This window comes from Ensifer sp. Root142 (genome assembly GCF_001426785.1).
Lineage (GTDB): Bacteria > Pseudomonadota > Alphaproteobacteria > Rhizobiales > Rhizobiaceae > Ensifer > Ensifer canadensis.
Map to the genome: position 1 here is coordinate 415,709 of NZ_LMFK01000034.1, position 19,647 is coordinate 435,355.

General features: G+C 62.3%; 17 protein-coding genes and 1 pseudogene. 4 read left to right on the forward strand and 14 right to left on the reverse strand.

Features of this window, described 5'->3' with window-relative positions; all coding sequences use genetic code 11:
- The first annotated feature begins 30 nt into the window (after window positions 1–30).
- The gene (locus tag ASD52_RS26755) at window positions 31–735 is read left to right on the forward strand and encodes a GntR family transcriptional regulator (protein ID WP_025430353.1); all 705 of its coding nucleotides are present in this window, start codon (window positions 31–33) and stop codon (window positions 733–735) included.
- On the opposite strand, the pseudogene ASD52_RS40370 reads toward ASD52_RS26755, so the two are convergent.
- The 4 genes and pseudogenes from ASD52_RS40370 to ASD52_RS26770 all read right to left on the reverse strand — a co-directional run bounded on the left by ASD52_RS40370 (window position 732) and on the right by ASD52_RS26770 (window position 4,654).
- Window positions 732–917, reverse strand: a pseudogene (locus ASD52_RS40370) (hypothetical protein). The gene ASD52_RS26755 and the pseudogene ASD52_RS40370 overlap by 4 nt on opposite strands.
- Before the next feature lie 271 nt (window positions 918–1,188).
- Window positions 1,189–1,896, reverse strand: coding sequence for a sulfite exporter TauE/SafE family protein (locus tag ASD52_RS26760; RefSeq protein WP_057225976.1), 708 nt, complete (start codon window positions 1,894–1,896; stop codon window positions 1,189–1,191).
- Entirely contained in the window at window positions 1,893–3,293 is a 1,401-nt protein-coding gene (locus tag ASD52_RS26765; protein ID WP_057225978.1) for an amidohydrolase, read from the reverse strand. The genes ASD52_RS26760 and ASD52_RS26765 overlap by 4 nt, the downstream gene beginning before the upstream one ends.
- Window positions 3,290–4,654, reverse strand: coding sequence for a uracil-xanthine permease family protein (locus ASD52_RS26770; RefSeq protein ID WP_057225980.1), 1,365 nt, complete (start codon window positions 4,652–4,654; stop codon window positions 3,290–3,292). The genes ASD52_RS26765 and ASD52_RS26770 overlap by 4 nt, the downstream gene beginning before the upstream one ends.
- 133 nt (window positions 4,655–4,787) lie before the next feature.
- Between ASD52_RS26770 and ASD52_RS26775 the strand changes: the two genes are divergently transcribed.
- A complete protein-coding gene (locus ASD52_RS26775; RefSeq protein WP_082571884.1) occupies window positions 4,788–5,792 on the forward strand; it encodes a LacI family DNA-binding transcriptional regulator in 1,005 nt (334 codons plus the stop codon).
- Between the two features lie 44 nt (window positions 5,793–5,836).
- Here ASD52_RS26775 and ASD52_RS26780 read toward each other — a convergent pair whose 3' ends face one another.
- The 10 genes from ASD52_RS26780 to ASD52_RS26825 all read right to left on the reverse strand — a co-directional run bounded on the left by ASD52_RS26780 (window position 5,837) and on the right by ASD52_RS26825 (window position 17,327).
- Window positions 5,837–6,769, reverse strand: coding sequence for an XdhC family protein (locus tag ASD52_RS26780; RefSeq protein WP_057225984.1), 933 nt, complete (start codon window positions 6,767–6,769; stop codon window positions 5,837–5,839).
- Window position 6,770: 1 nt separating this feature from the next.
- Window positions 6,771–7,358, reverse strand: a complete 588-nt coding sequence (locus ASD52_RS26785; protein WP_057207107.1) for a UbiX family flavin prenyltransferase — start codon at window positions 7,356–7,358, stop codon at window positions 6,771–6,773.
- 3 nt (window positions 7,359–7,361) lie between these two features.
- Window positions 7,362–8,735, reverse strand: coding sequence for a UbiD family decarboxylase (locus tag ASD52_RS26790; protein WP_057225985.1), 1,374 nt, complete (start codon window positions 8,733–8,735; stop codon window positions 7,362–7,364).
- Window positions 8,736–8,794: 59 nt separating this feature from the next.
- On the reverse strand, window positions 8,795–9,739 hold the full coding sequence (locus ASD52_RS26795; protein WP_025430361.1) for an amidohydrolase family protein: 945 nt from the start codon (window positions 9,737–9,739) through the stop codon (window positions 8,795–8,797).
- Window positions 9,740–9,757: 18 nt separating this feature from the next.
- Entirely contained in the window at window positions 9,758–10,681 is a 924-nt protein-coding gene (locus ASD52_RS26800) for an amidohydrolase family protein (protein WP_025430362.1), read from the reverse strand.
- 402 nt (window positions 10,682–11,083) lie between these two features.
- A complete protein-coding gene (locus ASD52_RS26805) occupies window positions 11,084–12,226 on the reverse strand; it encodes a GTP-binding protein (RefSeq protein WP_057225987.1) in 1,143 nt (380 codons plus the stop codon).
- A complete protein-coding gene (locus ASD52_RS26810) occupies window positions 12,223–14,529 on the reverse strand; it encodes a xanthine dehydrogenase family protein molybdopterin-binding subunit (RefSeq protein ID WP_057225988.1) in 2,307 nt (768 codons plus the stop codon). Before ASD52_RS26810 ends, ASD52_RS26805 begins: the two co-directional genes overlap by 4 nt.
- A complete protein-coding gene (locus ASD52_RS26815) occupies window positions 14,526–15,008 on the reverse strand; it encodes a (2Fe-2S)-binding protein (protein ID WP_025430365.1) in 483 nt (160 codons plus the stop codon). The genes ASD52_RS26810 and ASD52_RS26815 overlap by 4 nt, the downstream gene beginning before the upstream one ends.
- A complete protein-coding gene (locus ASD52_RS26820; RefSeq protein WP_057216850.1) occupies window positions 15,005–15,868 on the reverse strand; it encodes a xanthine dehydrogenase family protein subunit M in 864 nt (287 codons plus the stop codon). The genes ASD52_RS26815 and ASD52_RS26820 overlap by 4 nt, the downstream gene beginning before the upstream one ends.
- Window positions 15,869–15,941: 73 nt before the next feature.
- Window positions 15,942–17,327: a nucleobase:cation symporter-2 family protein gene (locus tag ASD52_RS26825; protein WP_025430367.1), complete on the reverse strand. Its 1,386-nt coding sequence runs from the start codon at window positions 17,325–17,327 to the stop codon at window positions 15,942–15,944.
- A 157-nt stretch (window positions 17,328–17,484) separates the two neighbouring features.
- On the opposite strand from ASD52_RS26825, the gene ASD52_RS26830 reads away from it, so the two are divergent.
- Both ASD52_RS26830 and ASD52_RS26835 read left to right on the forward strand, forming a co-directional pair.
- On the forward strand, window positions 17,485–18,381 hold the full coding sequence (locus tag ASD52_RS26830) for a LysR substrate-binding domain-containing protein (RefSeq protein WP_057225990.1): 897 nt from the start codon (window positions 17,485–17,487) through the stop codon (window positions 18,379–18,381).
- Between the two features lie 327 nt (window positions 18,382–18,708).
- Complete coding sequence (locus ASD52_RS26835; RefSeq protein WP_057225992.1) at window positions 18,709–19,509, forward strand: aldolase; 801 nt, start codon at window positions 18,709–18,711, stop codon at window positions 19,507–19,509.
- Window positions 19,510–19,647: the final 138 nt, after the last annotated feature.

A 19,647-nucleotide genomic window follows, 5' to 3' on the forward strand; every position in this document is an offset into this window, starting at 1 on the left:
TGACAATCACCAGGATTTGGAGAAATCAGAATGGCAAAGAAAGAGAGCGATGTAGGCGGTGGCCGCGCTCAGGCCGTTCATCGTGTCCTGAAACGCGCAATCCTCGACCAGGCGCTTTCGCCAGGATCAAAACTGCCGGAAGATTCTATCGGCGAACGGCTTGGTGTCAGCCGAACCCTGGTCCGCGAGGCGCTGGTTCGCCTTAGCCAGGAGGGATTGGTCGAGTTACGCCCGAACAAGGGGGCGATGGTTTCACGGCCGACGCTCGAAGAAGGGCGCAATCTGTTCCTTACTCGGATGGCGCTGGAACGGCTCGTGGTGGAAACACTTTCGGGCAAATTGACCAGCGAGCAAATCGACGTGCTTTCCACGCATATTTCGCTCGAGGAAGCCGCTAAGAAGGAGCGGGCCCCGTCGATCCGGCTGGCGGGCGAGTTCCATACCCTCCTTGCGCAGATGACGAACAACACGAGCCTAATTCGTTACGTGAACGAACTGGTCGCCCGAAGTTCCCTGATCCTCGCGCTCTATGGCCGACCGCATTCTTCGGAATGCGCCGTATCGGAACACCGGGACCTTCTGGACAACTTGATTGCTGGCAAGACCGACGAGGCGACCACCCTTATGGGGCATCACCTCGAGTCGGTTACGACACGCGCACTCCTTCCCACGGATGGCGACCGAAACATCAAGGAGGTGCTGTCCGCCTACGCTGCGGCGGAGGGCCTTGCCTAGAGCATTTCGAGGAAAAGTGCGAAGCGGTTTTCCGTCAGGAAATGCGTAAAAACAAAAAGATAGAGCGTTTGTGCGGTTCCGTCTAAATCGGAAGCGCTCTAGACGAAACAGGGTGAGACGGGTGACGACCTCGTATCCCTGAGCGCTGCGCTCCGACACGTCAGGATCGCCGGATCACCCAGACTGAGCCGCAAGAGCAGGAAGACGACGAGGATGACCGGCGCCACGCCAAGCATCCTCCTCGCAACGTAGCCTGGCGTGCAACTCCAACCAGATTGAATGCATTTCTCCTATAATCTTGTATTCAATCCGCACAAAGCCACCGAAAAGTACGGAACTCTCCGCCGAAACAGCCAATACCCTAACCTTTCCCGGGCGGCCCGTAGCCAATGAAGAGCATGCTGCAAGACCCAGCGAGCGCCTTCCGGCCCCCATGCGCATGTGCTCCTTGCCTCAGCGCACAATGAGGAACACTCCGCTGACGATGGCAAAACTCAAAACGGCAACGCGAAGACCACGTCCGCCGATACGATGATGCGCCAATCTGGAGACAGCGCTTCCAAGCAGTACCGCGGGTGTCAGATAGAGTGCCGCAAGCAGCTGCTCAAAACCCAGTCGTCCGGAGATAGCCAGCACGACCAGCGACATCACCTCCCCGACGAGAAAGCAAAAGGCGACCGTTGCGCGCAAGACCGGTGCCTTGGCATGTTGGTAGAGCAAGGCGAGAGGTGGGCCACCGATGCCAGTGGCGGTTTCGGTGACGCCCGTGAACAGGCCGACACCGAGGGCGCTCGGTTTGTTCGGCGTAAACGGTGGGGCAACAAGAGCGGCGGCGGCGGCAATCACCGTGAAAATACCGACCGCAAGGTCCAACTGGTCGAGTGAAAGCGCGGCCAGCAACCAGAGACCGGCGAACGTTCCAGCAAACCGGCCAACGGTGATCCAGGTCGCGCCCGACCAGTCGACGTGCGCGCGCTCGTGTAGCGCGACATGCAGATTGAGCGGCAGCATCAACAGGAGCAGTGTCACTGGAAGCAGTTCAGGCTTCAACATCCCGACGACCGGCGCGACAATCAGGGCAAAGCCGATCCCGAGTGCGCCCTGGATGAACGCGGAGACGAACGTCACGATGGCCAGAATGGCGATAAGGCTCATGCTCATTGATAGTGCCCAAGACCGCGATGCGCTTCGGAAAGCGGGTGAATTCTCTGGATCGGCGCCGCCGCGATAACAGCAGCGGCCGCGCCCCTTATCTCCGCCAACAATGCCCGCGCATCCCAGTCGATGGGCCAGCCTTGCCAAAGCCTGAGGCGCCCGCCGGTGAAGACGGCATCGATCTGGTCGCGATTGCCGTAACGGACAAGCTCCCACATGAGATCGTGCGAGGGGGTAAACTCCGGGCGGTCGAGATCGACGAGCAGGAAGTCGGCGGCAAGGCCTTCGGCAATCGAACCGGTTACCGCCGATAGGCCCGCCACGTTCGCAGCACCGGATGTCGCACGATCCAGCCAGAGTGAGCCGCCACCGCAGGACGAATCTCCCGTAGCAAGGCCAATGCCCGCGCGCTGCAAGCCTTCGGCCGCATCCATGAGCCGAAACCCGTCGGCGCGGGTACCGTCGGTGCCCAGCCCGAAGCGGATGCCGAGGGCTGCCATATGCAGCGCTGGCGCCACCGCATTGCCCTTCCACAGACTTGCCACTGGATTGTAGGCGACGGCGGTGTCGGTTTTCCGCAAGAGGTTGAGTTCATGCGGTGTGACGAGCGTTGAATGCGCCAGCAGAACCTGGTGGCCGAGGGCCCCCAGGTGGTCCAGGTGTTCGATTGGCCGGCGGCCCCTCGCCACCAGCGAACGTTCCACGGCAACGAGATGTTCGTTGACATGGGTCTGGAACACGACCCCGGCCGCGGCCGCCATGTCGGAAACCGCCTTCAACATCGCATCGCTGGCGGCTTCCGGAATGGATATCGCCAGAGAGGGATGGATCAGCGGATCACTGCCAAAGGTCGACAGGTGCTCCTCGGCCTGTTGCAGGATGACGTCTGGTTCAGGGATGTGCGCGGCGCCGCCAAGATCATTGCAGATAAAGCCGACGACGCTGCGAAGCCCGACTTCGCGCGCGGCGCGCACGAGCGCGCCGATATAGCCCTGCGAACGGGTGCCGGCATCGACGGCGGTGGTGAAGCCACCGCGCAGACACTCCAGTCCGGCGAGCTTGGCAGAGAGATAGACCATTCGCTCGTCCAGACTGCCTTCCAGCGGCACCCAGATCCGTCGAAAGATCTCGGACGGCTCCCCGAATACCAGGGCTTTGCCGAGTGACTGGGTCAGGTGCGTATGGGTGTCGACGAAGCCGGGCATCAGCAGATGACCCGGCAGGTCGGTCGGCGCGAGCTCCGGATAGTCCCTGGTTATCGCCTGCGCCGTGTCGACCCGGTGAAATTTGCCGGCGCGTATGACGACGGCCATACCGGCCCGTGGCCCTTCCGGCAGCAGGATGTAACCTGGACGCAGAAGCAGGTCATCGGTTGTCGACAGTTTTTGGCGGATTGCGGTCACTCGTTTGCTCCCTGGGCAGTGGATTTCAGTGAAGGCGCCGATGCCGCAGTGCCGGCGCCGTAATGGGAAAAGAAGGCGTTGACGACGACGGCCGTGATGGTGCCAGCGGCAAGCCCGTTGCCGAGGACCATCTGCGTCCATTGCGGAAACTGGCTGTAGACGCCCGGCACCAGGATCGGCAGAAGGCCGATCGACAGGGCTGAGGCCAGGGTGAACATCGGACCGTGTTCGCGCAGATCGACACGACGCAAAAGGTCGATCCCGATGACGCCGATAATCGAGAAGACGATGACCGCCGTGCCGCCGACGACAGCACCAGGCAACGCCGTGGCCATGCGTCCGACCGGCGCGACGAGAGCGATCAGGACGAGAATTGCGCCCGCCATGGCGGTTACGTAGCGCGACTTGACATTGGTGGCGCGCACGATGCCGACGTTCTCGCCGCTGGTGATGATCAAGGAGGTGCCGAACAGGCCGCCGACGAGAGACATCAACGCATCGCCGCGAATGGTTGCCGGAACGATCGCATGCACATCTCCCCTCCGCCCGACGATCTCGGCGGTGGCGATGGTCTGACCGGTCGCCTCCGCCATCGAAATGATCGAGAAGACGATGAGAGGCACGGCGGCGATAAGATCGAACTTCGGCATGCCGAACGGAAACAGCTGCGGAACGGCGACGACCGGGCCGACGAGGACGCCGGACAAATCCATATGGCCGAGGGCAAGAGCGACGAGTGAACCGCCTACCAGACCGAGCATGACGGCAAGCCGCTGAAGCGTACCGCGAAAGACGCGCGCAGCGACGACCGTCAGAATGATGGTGATCAGGGCCAGACCAACCTCGATCGGCGCCGCGAAGCCTTCCGTTCCGGGCTTGCCGGTGATCGTAACGCCATAGATGCGCACGAGGTTGACAGAGACCAAGAGCAGCATCGTTCCAACGACGATTGGCGGAAAGTAGCGCAGAAGTCGGCGAAAGACGGGCAGCGCGAGAAAATAGAAGATGGCCGTCACAATGACAGCGCCCACCGCCGTCTGGACATCGGTCTGCTGCGCAATCACCAGGAAGATGGCGATCGACGCGCCGCCCGGTACCATGACAAAGGGCAAGCGCGCGCCAAAACCCTTCGGACCAAAGCTCTGGAGCATCGAACCGAGGCCGCAGACAAAAAAGGTTGCGCTGATGAGCGAGACCGTCACGGCCTCGGAAAAGCCAAGAGCCTTGCTCACCAGAAAAACGGCGGTGATAGGAGACGCCGCCATCACCAGGACGTGCTGAACGCCAAACAAGACCAAGCTGCGCAATGGCAGCCTTTCATCGGCCGGATCGACCACTCCATTCATTTCATTTTGCATCATTTCCTCCTCCCGGCCTCCTCAAGCCGTCATGCAAATCGTTTTGCATGACGCGACTCGTACCATGGAATTCGTCGAATGCAAATCGATTTGCAGAGTGCCGGCGACATGCTAAGAAGGGCAAACTGGAGGCATCATGGGAAAACCTACTATCGCCGACCTAGCCAAGGCGGCGGGCGTGTCTGTCACCACCGTGTCGCACGCGTTTAGCGGGCGCCGCTATGTTGAGCCGGAAACACGCAAGCGCATCGAGGCACTCGCACACGAAATTGGCTACAGGCCCAACCACCGTGCGCAACGCTTGCGAACCGGAAGGGCCGGATCGATCGCGCTCGTCTCATCGATGCCATTCGCGGTTGCTGCTGGTCCCTCGCGCCTGGGTTTCCTGATGGAGATCGCCGCAGCCGCAGCCGTCGCAGCCTTTTCGCGCGGCATCGCGCTGTGCCTTGTCCCTCCGCTGGGTCCGAGCGACAGCCTGGACGCGCTTGAAGTGGATGGCGCCATCGTCGTCGAGCCGGAACTCAATGATCCGGTGCTGGATTTCTTCTTCGATCGCGGCGTCGATGTCGTGTCCATCGGACGCGCACCCGGCCGGGACGACCTTCCTTTCGTGGATCTGCAGAGTGGGGCAACGGCCCACCTAATGCTCGATCACCTGCTCGCAGGCGGCGGTCGCGTCGGGCTGATAACCGGCGTGCAAAGACGCAATTCCTATATCGAGATGGAAACCATCTATGCGGAGCGCATGGCGAAAGCCGGCCTCTCACCCCTTGCCGTTCGCGTTGACGAACGGGGGGGCGAACAGGCCGCGGCCGTGGCCGCCGAAGCTCTCCTGCGGGCGGACCCCACCATTTCTGCCCTATGCGTGCCGGTCGACGCCTTTGCGACCGGCGTTCTGGACGCGGCACGCTCCGTCGGACGCAAGGTTCCCCAGGACCTCCGCCTTGCGACCCGTTATGACGGCATGCGTGCCAAGTTGGCCACCCCGCCCCTCACGGCGGTTAATCTTCATCTCGATCAGGTGGCGGCGGGGGCGGTCGATCTGCTCCTGGCCCGTCTGGGCCACCACGACCACGAACCAGGCGTTGTGTCGCCACCAACGCTGGTGCCGCGAGCTTCGTCGGGGGCGTCACCGGTGTAGGTTTGTACATTGCAATCCTGGAGGGGCACCGGACATTTCCCTGACTACTCGGACGCAACGCGTGATTTCGCGACATCTGCAACGACCGAAAGGGCAAGCGAATTCGCGTCCCTTGCCTTGTCGAAGATTCCGATTGGAGCCATGATGCGGGCAAGGTCGGCCTCACCGTAACCGCGCTGCCGTAGGACCGTGCAGCGCTTGGCATGGGTGCGCCGGCTTCCGAGTGCTCCGATGTAGAAGACCGGCGATGCCAAGGCACGCTCGAGCAATGCCAATTCCCGGTCGATATCGTGGAACAGGAGCGCGACCGCGGTATCCCCGTCCAATTGATCCTGCGGAGGCATCCGGCCCCACTCGGCGGCAATGATCTCGTAGCCGGACGCGGCTGCGACGCGTGCCACGGCGCCGGCTTCCATCGGCGTACCGGCGACGAGAAGCCTCTGCCGTGGGCGGTAGGCGCGCACGAAGCAATCCCCTTGCCAACCGGTCGCCCCCTCGCCCGGCTCGAAGACGAGCGTCCGTTGGCGGGGATGGTAGCGCAGGCGAACGGGCGTGCGCTGCTGTAAGGCCGCAAGTGTCCGGAGCAGAACGGCTGCATCGCGGATGACGTGGATCGCGAGCGTGATGCCACCGCCGCAGGGCAGCACGATGTCGAGGAAGGGCGAACCTTCGCCGAACCGGAGATTTCGGTCCGTGCCATTTTGCAGGGCGATCACGGCCTCAGCCGCAACCGCCGCCTCGGTGCAGCCGCCGGAAACAAACCCGCAATAGAGGCCGTCTTGCCGCACCGCCATTTGCGCGCCGATAGCGCGGGCCGCACCGCCGTGGATTTGAACGAGCGTAACCAGGGCGGCAACGTAGCCGTCTTCAAGAGACTTTGCGGCAAAGCGCAGGATGTCGATCGCATCGTCCGACAGGAAAGCGGCGCGGGGAACTTGCGCGATCGGTTCCAGGTCGGGAGCAATGCGGGCGGTCATGCTATTCGGCCCCTGCCTGCGTTCCCTGCCAGCGCCGTACGATGCCAGGGTCGAGGTCGAAGAGGTCGAGCACGCGGCCAACCGTATGGTCGACCATCTCGCCGAGACTTTGGGGCTTGGCGTAGAAGGCCGGCACCGGCGGATAGATGATACCGCCCATCTCCGTGACCTGCGCCATGTTACGGATGTGGCCGAGATGGAGCGGCGTCTCGCGCAGCATCAGCACGAGGCGGCGGCGCTCCTTCAGCACCACGTCGGCGGCGCGCGAGAGCAGGTTGTCGGTCGTGCCGGTCGCGATCTCTGCCAGCGTCTTTACCGAACAGGGCGCGACGATCATGCCGAGCGTCTTGTAGGAGCCGGAGGAACAGACGGCTCCGATATCCTTGTTGGAATGGGTGGTCGTGGCGAGCGCCTCGAGATCCTGCTTCGAAAAATCCGCCTCGGCCGCAAGCGTGATGCAGGCCGCACGCGACATGATCAGGTGCGTTTCGATGTCGAGGTCGCGCAGCACTTCGAGGATGCGCTTGCCGTAGACCACGCCGGAAGCGCCCGAAATACCGACGATCATACGTCTGGGCCGCGTCGTCATCGCCTACCCCACACTTTCGAGGAGCGCCGCAGCACGGGCGGATGCCTCGTCGCTGATGCGGGCGCGCACGCCGTGGAAATTCGGCCCGCGCGTGGCATCGAGGCCCATGCGCGAGGTCGTGCCAATGCCGCTTGCCGAGGGATCGAGCGCATTGCCCGGCAGGCCCTCGATGATGACGACGTCCTTGTGGGGCTGGAAATGGGTGGCGAGCGCCCAGAGCACCTCGCTGTCGCGGGTGATGTCTACATCCGCATCCACGACGACGACAGTCTTCAGATACTGGTCCCAGCCGAGGAGGCCGAGCATCACCTGTCGGGCCTCACCCTCGCGCATCTGGTTCATCGCGATATAGGCGTGGAAATGAGTGCCAGAGGACGGGTAATGCACTGCCGTGATCGAAGGGAAGCGAGCCCTCAGCTTTTCCACCACTTCCGCCTCACGCGGCACACGGCCGAGATTGAGGTGTTCGGCGGAATTGCCGCCCGCAACGCTGATGAGGATGGCATCACGCCGACGCATAATGGTTTCGACGGTGAAGAGATTGTTCGTCGAGCGGTCGGAGGAATAGCCGGTGAATTCGCCGAACGGCCCCTCTTCCACATGGGCTTCCGGATCCAGCACACCCTCCAGCACGATTTCGGCATGGGCGGGAACGCGGATTCCATATTTCGGCGTGCGGACCACCTGCAGGGGTTCGCCCATCAGACCGCCGGCCACATCCCGCTCATCCTCGCCAAAGGCAAGGCGGGCGGAGGCGGCGAGCATGAAGAGCGGATGGCCGCCGATCACCATGGCGACCGGCATGGGCTCGCCCCTCTCCTTCGCCATATTCATCAACCGCCAGAGATGACCGCGTGAATGCAGCGAGGTCGCGAGCGAATTCCTCGAATGGATCATCGCGCGGTGATAGCTGAGATTGCCGGCACCGGTCTTGGGATGCTCGCCGATGATGATACCGCTGGTGATGTATTTCGCGCGGTCCGTGTCGAAGTGCTTGAGCATGGGCAGCGCGTGGAGATCGACGGCATCACCTGAAATGATCTCGTCAGTGACCGGGCCACTTTCCAGAAGCTCCGGCGTGAACGGCCGGTTGGCGCGCGCCTGATAGGCTTCATGCAGGGCGTCGGCGGTCGAGCCCAGAAGACGGGCGATGCGGTCACGCGAGGCGAAGATGTTCGAGAGCACCTCAGCTCCGATGCCGCTGACATTCGTGAGGTGCAGCATCGGATGCTGGCCCTTGTTGGCAAGGGTCCAGATCAGCGCGGTCACGTCCTGATCGTCCGAGACGGGCCGGTCGATGGTGATGACGTCCTGGCCATGTTCTTCCCGGTAGTCGGCCAGGAAACGGCGGACGTCTTGCTTGTGATACTTGGTCATGTCTCGGCCTCGATGCTGCGGATGGGTGGCGGCGCCCAAAGGGCGCCGCTGTCGTCAAATCAGGCGAATTCCAGATGCCGGCCGGTGGCGCGATCGACACCGGCATAACTGTCCTTCAGGCGCGCTTGGGCGTCCCTCAGGTCGCGCGGCGGCGGCGATGGGTCGATGCCGACGAGCTTTGCGATATTGTTGCCGAGATAGCCTTCCAGATCGTCCTCGGAGAGGTTGATGCCGTGCGGCGGGTCCTTGCAAAGCACCTCGAGTTCGCGCAGCCACATGCCCGGATCGTTCGGTGGGCTGTCCGTCCCGAAGACAATCTTGTTCTTCGGCAGTTGCTGGGCAAACTCGACGATGCGCGACTGGAAGCACCAGCCGGATTCGCAATAGACATTGGGCGTGTCCATGGCCATCCAGAACGATTCGAACGAATAGTTGCCGCCCGTCTGAATTCCGAAATGGCCGATGATGAAGTTGACCATCGGGAATTCGCGGATGATCGGGTAGAACATCGTGGGGATCGTATAGGGCCCGTCGCCGGTGTGGATCAGCACGACCACGCCGAGTTCGGCGCACTTCTTCATTGCTGGACGCAGCCAATCGAGCGCGCGGTCGGGACGATAGCCGTGCATGTTGGCGTGCAGCTTCAGCATCTTGAAGCCGTATTCCTTGACATGGAATTCCAGCTCCGCCGCGCCGTTTTCGGGTCCCCAGCGCGGGTTGTAGTTGAAGTTGCCGATGAAGCGGTCCGGGTATTTCTGGCAAAGCTCGGCGCAATAGGCCATGTAGTCGCGAATGCCGTCGCGGCCCTTGCGGTTGCCGTCGCGGTAGCCGGTATTACCCGGCGGCGGCTGGATGAAGCCCATGTCGATCCGGCGCGGCTTGCCGTTGATCATATAGGGGCCGTCCATCAGCTTGAGCATGCGCTCGCCAGTGAAGGGCTCGCCCGTGTGACGCCACGCCTCGTCGACGAGGTTGGTCGGGTGAAGATGGGTATCGATGATCATTGTTCACTCCGTTCAAATTTACGCGGCAAGTGCTACGCCGTGCTGGCGCAGATACGCCTCGGCTTCCTCGACGGTGGCCGGTGGTTTCGTCGCTTCCAGCCCGATCATCCGGGCGACGTTGTTGCCGAGATAATCTTCGAGCGTATCCTCATCGAGGTTGAGGCCCTGCGGCGGCTCGTGGCACAGCACTTCCAGAAGGTTGATCCACATGCCCGGCTCGTTCGGCGGTGTGTCGGAGCCGAAGAGGATCTTGTGCTTGGGCAGGACCTTGGCGAATTCGACGATACGCGACTGAAGGCACCAGCCGGATTCCACGTAGACGCTCGGCGTGTCGAGCGCCATCTGCATCGGCTCGAACACATAGACGCCGCCCGTCTGCACGCCAAAATGCGCCAGGATGAAGTTCACTTCCGGGAACTCACGGATGATCGGGTAGAACTCCGTGGGGATCGAATAGGGACCGTCGCCGGTGTGCACCTTCACCATCAGGCCGAGATCGGCGCATTTCTTCATGGCCGGCCGTAACCAGTCGAGCGCGCGGTCCGGGCGGTAGGCGTGCATGTTCGCCTGGAGCTGCACCATCTTGAAATCGAACTCCTTGGCGTAGCGTTCGATCTCTTCGGCACCATTTGCCGTGCCGTAGCGCGGGTTGTAGACGAAGCAGCCGAGGAAACGGTCGGGATGCTCCGTCACCATCTTTTCCGTATAGGCCATGTACTGGCGGATGGCGGCCTTGCCTTCCAGGTCCATGACCTCGTGGGTATAAATGGTGTTGCCCTGCGGCGGCTGGATGAAGGCCTTGTCGATACGGCGCGGCTTGCCGTTGACGTAATAGGGGCCGTCCATCATCTGCAGCAGCCGCTCACCGGTGAACGGCGCCCCGTCGTGGCGCCAAGCCAGGTCCACCAGGTCGGTGGGGTAGCAGCTTAGGTCAATTATCATTGCGTTCTCCTGTCGTAGAGGGTCCGGTCGATGCGGGGCCGCGCAGTGAACCAGGCCGGCCGAAGCGGGCGTGGATCCGCGATCTCAGGAAATGCCGATGACGGGGAAGGAAAGCTGGTGCGGATGCCGCAGGGCGGCTGCAACCAACGGGTATTCCATTCTTCGTGAGCATCGACATCGCGGCCTCATCTTCCAACAGACGGTGAGCAATTGTCGGTGCTTCTACTCGCTGTCGAGGAAACCACGGGACGGGCTCTATGTCAATAAAAAAATCTATCTAACATATTGTTTTTAAACGCTTTTTTGCCGACAATGGCAGCGACCGCCCGCGCGCTGGAGGGCGCGCGGGCGGTTCAGACAGAGGGACTTGCGCAAGCGGTGTTCGCGGCGGGAGAAGTGCCGCTAGGTCGCCAGGCATGCACGCAAGTTTCTGTCTATGCCGTCACGGTCGAGATTGCGGCCGATGAAGACGAATTTCGACTTCCGCTTGTCCTCGCCCCATGCGTGGTCCGGGCGGAAATCGACCAGCTTGTGCACCGCCTGGAGGACGAAGAAGCGATCATCATCGGCGACCGAAACGATGCCCTTGGTGCGGAAGATGTCGTCGCCGAGCGCACCGAGATAGCCCTTCAGAAAGGTCGCAAGCTTTTCGCGGTCGAAGGGGTCCGGATAGACGAAGGAATGGGATTTCACCGTCGCGTCGTGCTGGTGCGGGCGGCGAACGGGCTCGTGCGCATGGCCATGATCATGGTGGTGGTGGTCATGGTCGAGGTGGTCATGGTCGGGGTGGTCGCAGGCTGGATCGTGGCAGTCCGCGTGGATGTGGTGATGCGCGTCGTGGTCTTCGTCCAGGTCGATGTCGAGGATTTCCGCACGGTCGCGCACATAGGACGGCCGGAAGCCGTTGATGCCGAGGATGTTGGAGAGTTCGACGACGCCGTAGCTCGACCGCAGGATCGGCGCCGTCTGGTTGAGCTTGCGCAGCGAGCCCTCCAGCGAACCAAGCGCCTCTTCGCCGGCAAGGTCGATCTTGTTGACGATGATCCGATCGGCCGCGACAATCTGGTTGACCGCCTGGTTGTCGCTGCCGTCCAGCACCGGATCGTAGAGGTGCTGGTCGATATGTTTAGCATCCACCAGCGTCACCACCGCATCCAGCTCCACCTCGTCGGCGACGGTGCGGTCAACGAAGAAGGCGGTGGCCACAGGCGTCGGATCAGCAAGTCCGGAGGTTTCGACGATGATGTGGTCGAACTTGTCCTTGTGGCTGAGGAGCTTCTTCATCACGTCGATCAGGTCGTTGCGCACGTCGACGAAGCAGCAGATGCAGCCGTTCTGCATCTGGAAAATTTCCTCGTCCGAGGCAAGCACCAGGTCGCTGTCGACGTCCACCTCGCCGAATTCGTTCTCGATCACCGCGATGCGGTGGCCGTGCCGTTCGGTGAGGATGTAGTTGAGCAGCGTCGTCTTTCCCGATCCCAGGAACCCTGTCAGGATCGTGATCGGGAGCTTCTGCTGGTTCGCAGCTTCGATATGGATGTTCATGCGCCCTTCTCCCTCAAGGCTTTCAGAATGTCTTCCGGAGTGATCGGATAGTGGCGGAAGCGAACGCCGATGGCGTCATGGATGGCGTTGGCGATGGCCGGACCGATCGCGATGATCGGGTCCTCGCCGACGCCCTTTGCCCCCCACGGGCCGCCCGGATCAGGGGCCGCCTCGAGGATGATCGTCTCGATCTCCGGCATGTCCATCGACAGCGGCATCTTGTAGTCGACGAGGCCGGCGTTAAGGGACCGGCCGGTCGTCTTGTCGATCACGTAGTCCTCAGTGAGCGTATGGCCGATACCCTGCTGGATGCCGCCCTCGATCTGACCTTGCGCGGCGATGGGGTGGATGACGCGACCGACGTCATGCACCGGCACGACACGTTTGACCTCGACGATGCCAGTATCGGTATCCACGTCCACTTCGGTGAAATGCGCGGCGAAGGAGTAGGATTTGGTCGGCTCATAGGTACCGTTTGCAACGATATTGGCTGCAGGAATGCCGCGCGAGGGACCCATCGCCTCGGCCACTGTCATAACGCTGGTGGGATCCGTGATCAGGAAGACCTTTCCTTCACTGAGATCGACGTCGGCGGGCAAAACCTGCAGCTTCATTGCCGCCCGCTCCAGAACAGCAGCGCGGACCTTGCTGGCGGCCATCTTCGCAGCTGTGCCGACGAGATAGGTCGTGTGACTGGCAAACGCGCCGATATCCCACGGCACCACGTCGGTATCGCCGTGGATGATGCCGACATCCTCGAAGCGCACGCCAAGTTCCTCCGCGACAATCTGTGCCAGCGCGGTATGGGCACCGGTGCCAAGGCCTGCAGCGCCGGTCAGGAGGGTCACGGTCCCGTCCTCGTTGACCTTCACGGTGGCATTGCCCTGTTCCTTGATGCCCGGGTATGCAGACGACCCGTGCATCTCGCAACCGATGCCCCAGCCCTTGCGGATGTGCGGGCGCTTCGGGTCCGGCGTGCGGTCGCGATTGCGCAATGCTTTCCAGTCGACCACGTCGACGCCGTGCTTGATGCACATTTCCAGCCCGTGGCCGATGATCGGGTGGCCGGAGGGCGCAATGTCGCCCGCACGCACCGCGTTTCTCAGCTTCAGCTCGGCCGGGTCCAGGCCCAGACGCTCGGCCGCCTCGTCCATCTGGATGTCGAGCGCATAATAGCTCTGCACAACGCCATAGCCGCGGAAGGCGCCGTTGATCGGCGTGTTGGTGTAGACGCAACGTCCCTCCAGCCGCACATTCTCGCAGCGATAGAGCGAGGTGGCAGCAGTGGTGCCGACGATCGTCACTCCCGGCCCGTGCGAGCCGTAGGCGCCGGAGTCGTAGACGAGCTTCATGTCGCGCGCGACGATGGTGCCGTCGTTACGGAAACCCTGTTTCAGCCAGATCTTGCAGGGATGGCGGGCGCGGCCGGCAACGAAGGTCTCGTGCCGGGTAAATTCCATCTTCACCGGCCTACGCGTTTCCTTGGCGAGCAGCGCGCAGAGGAATTCGTGCTGGAAGAGGTCCTGCTTGGCGCCGAAGCCGCCGCCCATATGGTCGACGATGACGCGCACCTTGGTGAGCGGCAGGCCGAGGACTTCGGCAAGAATGCCGCGCACCATGAACGAGGTCTGCGTCGAGGTCCAGAAGGTGAGCTTGTTCGAACCGTCCCAGTCGGCAATGCAGACATTGGGCTCCATGTAGGCCGGATGTGGTCGCCCGCCGGAAAAGACGCCTTCGAGCACGAAATCCGCCTCGGCAAAACCGGCTTCCACATCGCCGCGGCTGACGCGCACCGGATCGAGCACCAGGTTACCGCCAGGCCCGACCTCGTGGATCAGTGGCGCGCCAGGCTTTGCGGCCTCCTCTGGCTCGAACACCGCCGGCAACGGCTCGTATTCGACTTCGATCAGGTCCAGCGCCTCGTCGGCGATCTCCTCGCTGATCGCGGCCACGGCGGCGACGCCCTCGCCCCAGAAGCGCACACGGTCGTCGAGGATATACTGGTCCTTGGTGCAGGAGGCTGAACGGGGATGTGGCGAGCCGTAATGCAGAACGCGCGGCACGGTCTCATGCGTCAACACCGCCTTGACACCGGGATAGGCGAGCGCCTTGCTGATATCGAGGCTCTTGATGCGGGCATGGGCGATTGCCGCACGCTTGATCTTGCCGTGCAGCATGCCGGGCAGTTTGACGTCGCCGGTATACTGCGCCTCGCCCGTCACTTTTTCGAGCACGTCGTCGCGGCGAACACTCTTGCCGACGATTTTGAAGTCGCGCTTTTCGATTGGGGTCGTCATGTTCATGATCTTGCTGCCTCCATCTCGCGCGCGGCGGATTTGATCGCGTCGAAAATCTTGGTGTAGCCGGTGCAGCGGCAGATATTGCCGCTGAGCCCGAAGCGTATGTCTTCGTCGGTGGGCCGCGGATTGTCGTCGAGCAGCTTCTTGGCCATCATCAGGATGCCCGGTGTGCAGAAGCCGCATTGCGAGGCTCCGTGCCGCATGAAGGCATCCTGCAGGGGATGCAGCGTATCGACGCCCGGCTGAAGCCCCTCGACCGTCTCGATCGCGCGGCCCTCCGCTTCGACGGCAAGCATCAAGCAGGCGTTGACCGGCTCGCCGTCTACGAGCACGGTGCAGGCGCCACAGTCGCCGACGTCGCAGCCCTTCTTGGTGCCGGTGAGACCGACGTCGTCGCGAAGCGCGTCCAGGAGCGAGCGGCAGGGATCAACCGCCATGTCGCGCGGCTCGCCGTTGATGGTGAGTTCGACGATCCGTTTCATGCGAAAGCCTCCAATGCCTGTTTGATGGCGCGGCCGGTCAGCACGCCGACCATGTCGCGGCGGTAATCGGCGCTGGCGCGCACATTGCTGATCGGCGTGCACTCCTCCATCGCCTTCGCGGCGGCACTCTTGACTGTTGCAGCGTCGAGCGCCGTGCCGCGCAGCACGCTTTCGGCCTGTCGCGCACGCAGTACCGTTGCACCCACGGCACCAAGCGCGATGCGGATGTCGTTGCACACGCCATCCTCCATGGTCAGGCTGACGGCGACGCCGACCGTGGAGAGCTCCATCGCTTTTCGGCGGCCGTGTTTCAGATAGGCCTTGCCGCTGTTTTCGAGCGCCGGCGGCACGGTAATGCCGGTGACGATCTCGCCCTTGGCGAGCACGCTCTTGCCAGGGCCAGTAAAAAATTCCGAAAGCGGGATCACGCGCATGTTCGTGCGGCTGTAGATGTGCACGAAGGCCCCGTCGGCGATTAGCGGCGGAATCGTATCTGCCGAGGGTGAGGCGCGACAGATATTGCCGACAACAGTGGCGCGGTTGCGCACCTGGATGGAGCCCAGCGAAGCGAACGCGGCCCTAAGGTTCGGATAGCGCGCGCCCACCAACGGCAGACGCTCGAGGCGACCGACCGTCACCAGCGCGCCGAAGGTCAGGCCCCGCGTTTCGTCATAGGTGATTTCGGAAAGGCCGGGGATTTGCTTGATATCGACGACATTGCGCACGCGCCGCAGCCTCTCCCTGATCTCAACCAGAAGGTCCGTACCGCCGGCGAACAAAAAGCTGTCGTCGCCGAGCTCGGTGAGTAGACGAGCGGCATGCTCCAGCGTTTCCGCCCGATGGTATTCAAAGCGTCTCATGGGATTTCCCTTCGTTCGGGGTTCCGGCGGGGTTCCGGCGACGCGATGCCGCCGGACATGTGTCGGGTGCTCTTCAAATCGCGTCGGGCGCAGCGTTCTTAAGTTCAGGCTCCTCCGGCTCCTTGGCGGGAATGCCGTTGAAGAGGATGTTGAGAAGTGCCGCGGCAAAGGTGCCGACGAGAACACCGCTATGCAGGAACTTTTCGAGCGCCTGCGGCAGCTGGTCGAAGATCTTGTCGGCGACCACGGGCACCATGGCGAGACCGACGCTGACCGCCACGATATAGAGATTGCGCCGGTTGTTGGTGAAATCCACCTTGCTCAGGATCTTGACGCCGGTGGCCGAAACCATGCCGAACATCACGATAGCCGCACCGCCCACCACATAACTCGGGATGGATGCGCTGATGAAGGCGACCTTGGGCAGCGAGCCGAGCAGGATCAGGATGACGCCGCCCGTCGCCACCACCCAGCGGCTCATGACGCCGGTGATCTGCAACAAGCCGACATTCTGCGCGTAGGTCGTATAGGTGAAGGTGTTGAGGATGCCGCCGATGATGTTGCCGACACCATCTGTCCTCAGGCCGCGCGCCAGATCCGCCTGGGAAATCTTGCGGCCCGTCATGTCGCCGACCGCAAGGATCTGCCCGGTCGATTCGACCATCATCACCGTCATGACCGCACAGAGCGAGAAGATCGACCAGAACTCGAATATTGGCCAGCCGAATGCGAGCGGATGAATGATCCGGACCCAATCGGCATCCCCCACACCGCTGAAGCTGACCTTGCCGGCGGCAATCGCGATGGCGAAACCGACGCCGATGCCGAGCAGCACGGCGAGATTGGACAGGAAGCCCTTGAGATACCGCGTCATGAGCAGGATCGCGACGAGCACGATCGTTGCGACGGCTAGCGCGAAAGGCGCCCCGTAGGCCGGGTTGGGGATCATTCCGTCCGGCCCCTTGATCATCGGCTGCCCGCCGGCCGCCCAGTTCACGCCGACGCGCATCAGCGACAGCCCGATGATCAGCATGACCGTTCCGGTGACGATCGGCGGGAAGAACCGCACCCATCGACCGAAATAGGGTGCTGCCAGAAGCGTGAAGACGCCGGATCCAATCACGGCGCCGATGACGCCGGGCATCCCAAGCTCCGGGTTGGTGCCCGTCGCGATGATCGAGGGAACCGCGGTAAAAGCGATGCCCATCATGATCGGCAGGCGAATGCCGACATTGCCGATGCCGACAGCCTGGATGATGGTCACCAGACCGCAACAGAACAGGTCTGCGCTGACCAGCATGGCGATCTGTTCCTTCGGCAGATGCAAGGCGCTGCCGATGATGAGCGGCACGGCAACTGCGCCGGCATACATGACGAGAACGTGTTGCAGGCCCAGAGCAAAAAGGCTCGGGATCGGATACATCTTTTCGACGGGATCCGTCGTTGCAGGATTGGACATTCGCTTTCCTCCCAGCGAATAGCTTCCGGCGCGGTGGGGCTTCGTGGCCTCGTGGTTATGTCACCGCACGCCGTACGAGGAGGATCATGCGGCTGGCCAAATCAGCAAACAATCGGCATAATTATATTTATTCATCTAGTAACTGAATGAATGCGGCATGGACATTACGCTGAAGCAGCTTCGGGCTTTCGTCACGGTGGCCAATCTCGGGCAGTTCACGCTGGCCGCCGACAAGCTTGGCTCATCACAGTCGGCCGTCAGCACGTTGGTGCGGCAATTGGAAACCAATCTCAATCTCCGCCTCTTCGACCGACATACCCGTCTCCTGCGCCTCACCCAGGCCGGCATCGACATCCTGCCGGTCGCGTCGCGCGCCGTGGCGGACATCGAGGGCATGGTGGAAAGCTCGCGGGAGCTGAACGCGCTTCGACGGGGCAAGGTCTCGATTGCGGCGGGTACCGTGCAGGCCGCGCTGCTGCTGCCCCCGCTGATCAATGCCTTCAACAAGCTCTACCCCGAAATCACCGTCGCCCTGCATGACGTTGCCGAAAAGGCGGTACTGGACTATGTCGCCAACGGAACTGCCGACCTCGGCGTCGGCACGGTGCCCGAGGAAGACACCGACCTGGTCGGCACCCGGCTGACGACTGACGAATTCCTGGTGGTGCTGCATTGTGAAGATGCTCTGGTGAAACGCCCGGAGCTTCGCTGGACCGACCTTGCTGAGCGCAAGCTGATTGGCCCGCAACGCGGCAACCCCATTCGCGACCGTCTGGAAAGTGAGTTGGCGCGCAACGGAATCGTGCTGCCGCTCGACAAGGCGATGCAGGAGGTGGCGCTGCCGTTGACCATTATCGGCATGGTCGAAGCCGGCCTCGGCGTCGCGATCATGACCTCGGCGGTCGTGCGGCTGGCGACATCGATGGGGCTGATCGTGCGCACGCCGACCGAACCACTCATCCGGCGCGAGGTCAGCCTCATCCAGAAACAGGCCCGCTCGCTCTCGCCTGCCGCCCGACGCTTCCGCGACTTCCTTCTGAAGGCCGTGCACTAAAGCGCGTCGCGATCTTTCAGATTCGCTTTCCGCGCTTTAAGCTCTTGTTTTTGCGCATGTCATGATCGCAAAACCGCTGCGCGCTTTTGCGCGACATGCTTTAACCAAATCCATTGCAGTACGCAGCAATTCATCATCCGGCGCTGCACAAGTACCGTGGTTGACCGGACGAAATATTCAGCGCTATCTGGTATCGCTGCTGGACTGCGCATTGCGCGGGCAGGCAGGGCGCAGAGGACTTTGTAGTCTTTTTCTGCGCGCGGCGTCCGACGCACCATCGCATCTCGGCCAGCCGCCGCTCCCAGCCACACCAGATCAGGAGCACCCATGGCCCACTCCCTGAAAGACCGTGCCGACCATTCTGAGGCCTCCGGCCGACCGAACCGCCCCGACCTTTCCACAGACACCATCCGAACCGCCAGGGAAGAGCTCGCCGCCTGTTTCCGCATGGCGGCGCGCAATGGCTTTGAGGAAGGCATCTGCAACCACTTTTCCGCAGTTGTGCCGGGGCACGACGATCTCTTCATCGTCAATCCCTATGGCTACGCCTTCCGCGAGCTGACCGCCTCGAAGCTCTTGGTCTGCGATCTCAACGGTACCGTCGTCGAGGGTGAAGGCGAGCCGGAGGCTACGGCCTTCTACATCCACGCCGAGATCCACCGGCGCCTGCCGCGGGCCAAGGTCGTCTTCCACACGCACATGCCCTATGCGACGGCTCTGTCGATGACGGACGGTCCGCCGCTGATCTGGGCGGGTCAGACGGCATTGAAGTTTTATGGCCGCACCGTCGTCGACGAAAATTACAACGGCCTTGCGCTCGATCACCGCGAAGGCGCTCGCATTGCCGGAACATTGGGCGATGCGGACATCCTGTTCATGAAACATCACGGCGTGCTGGTGCTCGCACCTACCATCGCCGAGGCCTGGGATGACCTTTACTACCTCGAACGGGCGGCGCAAGTGCAGGTCCTTGCGATGTCCACGGGCCGCACGGTCTGCCCCGTCGATCCGGCAATCGCTGAAGCCGCTTATCGGCAGATACGGGAGGGAGATGCCGCCTCCGCGCGTGCGCATCTCGCCGCCATCCGTCGACAGCTGAACGCGGAAGAACCGCAATATCGACATTGAACATCGGACGTCGCACGTCTTGGCCTGGATAGGTGGGCGTGCGACCCCGACCGCGAAGCGAACGGGCAAGGCGCCCCCAATTGTTACGAATTATTCATTAAAACATTGAAATAATGAATTTGTTTAAATTAACGGTGC